This is a genomic window from Microbispora sp. CL1-1 (genome assembly GCF_012034195.1).
Lineage (GTDB): Bacteria > Actinomycetota > Actinomycetes > Streptosporangiales > Streptosporangiaceae > Microbispora.
On the sequence record NZ_JAATEK010000099.1, the window covers coordinates 1 to 3669 of the forward strand.

The 3669-nt window shown below is 67.3% G+C and carries 1 protein-coding gene; it reads left to right on the plus strand.

The genetic code is table 11. The features are described 5' to 3' along the window. Window positions 1-3669, plus strand: a 3669-nt coding sequence (locus tag HCK04_RS39975) for a DNRLRE domain-containing protein (RefSeq protein WP_142652726.1), incomplete at both ends; no start/stop codon positions are given.

Consider the following 3669-nt stretch of genomic DNA (forward strand, 5'->3'; position numbering starts at 1 on the left):
CTGAGCTCGATCACCACCCAGACCCTGGTCCCGGGCACGACCGACGACTGGGAGGACGTCACCCGGTGGGACCTGTCGTATCAGTGGCTGGACGGCGGTGGCTGGAACGGGGACGAGTACCCCATCTTGTGGCTGGACTCCATCCAGCAGGTCGGCCTGGCCGGCGGCAACGGAACGCAGATCGCCCTGCCGCCGACCACGTTCGAGGCGACCTTCCGGAACAATGCCGTCAGCATCGAGCTGGACTCGGTGGAGTTCCCCCGCATCGGCGCGGTGAACAACGGGCTGGGCGGCCGCAGTGAGGTGGAGTACGAGCAGGAAAACCCCTGCCCGGAAATGGCGCAGTATCCCCCGAGCGACATCTGGGACGACTCCGGCTACGACTGCTACTTCATCACCACCCGCTACGACATCGTCAACGACGACTGGTACTACTACGGCGAGGTCTACGCCAAGTGGCTGGTGACGTCGGTCACCGACATCGACATGGTGGGCGGCTCACCCAGCCAGGTCACCAGCTACTCCTATGAGGATGATCCGGGCTGGGCGGTCCCGGACAACCCCTTGGCCGTGCGCGACCCGTTCATGCCTGAGGACTACACCGAATGGCGCGGTTACGGTCAGGTGACCACCACCGTCGGCGGCGGGTCCGGCTCTTCCGGGGTCAGCACCACCTCGGCCAAGTTCTTCCGCGGCCTGGGCCGGTCCATCACCGACTTCGACGGCCACAGCGTCCCGGATCCCATCGAGCTGAACGGGCGCACCCTGCAGGAACAAGTCCGCGACAGCAACGGGGAGAACTCCTCCACACGGTATGAGTACGAGGTAGTCGAGACCGGCGGCGGCCCGGGCACGCGTAACCCCTCTCGCGTGAACCAGACGCGGGAGGTGTCCCGGGAGAAGACCACCACCGGGTGGCGCTACACCGACACCAAGACCACCTACAACTCCGACGGGCTGCCGAAAACGGTCAACGACTACGGCGACACCAGCACCGCGTCCGACAACACCTGCACCTCCATCACCTACGCCCGCAACACGACGACGTGGATGCTCAACTACCACGCGTCGGAGGAGAAGCATGCGGGTGACGACTGCACCAGCGGTGACCTGCTGAGCCGTACCGTCTACCTCTACGACGGAGCGAGCGACCCGTCCGCCAACACTCCCACCCATGGGAACGTCACCGAAACCCGCGCCTACTCCACCACCACTCACTACGCCACGATCAAGTCGACCTTCGACAACTACGGCCGGCCGCTCACCACGACCGAGCCGTCCGACCCGTCCGAGCAATCCCCCAAAACGACCACCACGACCTACACCCCCGCCGTCGGCTGGCCATGGCAGGGCGTGACGGTCAAAAATCCGCTCCAGCACCAGGTGACCACCTGGTCCTCCCAGTACAACGGTCAGCCGGTCGGCATGCAGGACGCCAACGACAACAAGGTCAACATCGACTACGACGTCCTGGGCCGAACGCTGCAGCTGTGGACTCCGGATGCGCCCAAGCCTGACCGCAACGACACCGACCTCAGCGACAATCCCCCCGCGGCGAAGGTCACCTACACCGTCACCGGTAGCCAGCCATCCCGGACCATGGCGTCCCGCCTGCAGTCCGGCGCCGGCACTAGAACCCCCAAATACACCTCCACCTACACCTACAGCGACGGCTTCGGCCGCGAGCGTGAGGTGCAAACCGCCTCGCCGACAGGCGGCCGGATCGTTCAGGTCACCACCTACAACGAGCGCGGCCTGACCGAGCGGACCTCCGCCCCGGTGTACAACGGGAGCGCACCCGGATCGGGCCTGCTGAACCCCGCATGGAGCACGGTTCCGCAATGGTCCAAGCAGGAGTACGACCGGCTAGGCCGAGTCACCGCCCAGGTGGACATGACGGCCGACGCGACCGGCGAGAAAGAGTTCCGCCGTACGACCACCAACTACCTGGGCGCGGACAAGTACGAGGTGATTCCGCCGGTGGGCGGCAAGACGGTGTACTACACCGACGCCGCCGACCAGGTCACCAAAATCGAAGAATGGCTGAGCGGCGGGGGCAGCGGTCAGCAGGCGGCAGCTGTGGCAGGGCCGGTGCCGCCGGGTTCTTCGTCCAACTCCTCTGCCGCGACTGCCTCGGCGACGTCGCAGGCCGCGCCCGCACAGCCGTCTTCGTCCGCTGCCTCTTCCGGGGCTGCCGCGCAGCCTGAGGTCCGGGCGGCTGCCGATGCGGCGCTCAAGGCCGCAGTCAAGCAGGGCAAGCGGGTGCAGGTCGACGCGGCGACGACCGATTCCTCGGTGGTGTATGCCAACCCGGATGGCAAGACCTTCACCGCCGAGTTCACCGCTGGCCCCTCCCGGGTGAAGCAGGGGCAGTCCTGGGTGCCGATCGACACCTCGCTCGTGGACGAGGATGGGGTATTGCGGCCGAAGGCCGCGGCCGCTCAGGTGGAGTTCTCCACCGGAGGGACAGGCGTGTTCGCGAAGATGACACGGCAGGACGGCACGGTCTTCGCGCTGTCGTGGCCGAGCGCGCTGCCCCGCCCCTCCGTGAAGGGGAACACGGCGACCTACGCCGATGCGGCAGGGCCGGGGGCCGATCTCGTGGTGACCGCGCTGGCCACCGGGTTCCGGCACGATGTCGTGCTGCGGCGCAGGCCGTCCGGTCCGGTGGAATACCGGCTGCCTGTCGAGACATCCGGCTTGACCCTGAAGACCGCGGAGACCGGTGGCCTGACCCTGAGCGACAAGGGTGGCACGGTCGTCGCGGCGGCCCCCACGCCGGTCATGTGGGCGTCCTCCACGCCCGATGCCGGCGCGGACGCGAAGGGTAAGCGGCGCCCGCGAAAGCGTGGGAAGATCACCACCAGTGTCGTGCAGGAGCAGGGCCGCCAGGTGCTGGTGCTTCAGCCCGACCCCGGTTTCCTGGCTGACCCGGCCACCACCTATCCGGTGACGATCGATCCCACGACCACGCTTCCGCTGAGCAGCGACACCTACGTCATCAAGGGCGAGAGCAGTACTCACGCGGGCGACTCCGAGCTCGTCGCCGGTGCGGTCTTCAACTTCGTCGGTGTCGAAGTCGCGCGTTCCTATCTGAAGTTCGACACCAGCTCCTTGGCGGGCGCGACCGTGTCAAGCGCCACGCTCAGCGCCTATCAGATGTGGGTCGATTCCTTCGAATGCGCCACCGGTGGCATCGTCGCGGCGCGGGTGACCTCCAGCTGGAACCCCAGCACCGTCCTGTGGACGAACAAGCCCACCACGACCACCAGCGGCCAGGCCACGGCGTCGGAGACCGGTGGCTGTTCCGGCGACCGGTCCATGACTTGGAGGGTCACCTCTATGGCGCAGGCGTGGGCGTCGGGGACTGCGAACTACGGCATCGAACTGCGCGGAACTGATGAGAGCAACGCCGCCGACTATGCGGTCGGGTTCGCATCGTCCGAGGTCGGCTACGGCGACCCTCCCACGTTGAGTGTCACCTACACCCTGCCCTCGGCCCCCGCGGCCTCCAAGCTGTCGATCACCCCGGTCACCGGGTCCGCGGTGTCGTCGCTGACACCGACCCTGCACGCAACCGTCTCCGACCCCGCCGGGGGAAACCTGCGGGCCGACTACGAAATCGAGCACGACCCCGCCTACACCGCGGAAGGCACCGGCCAGATCTGG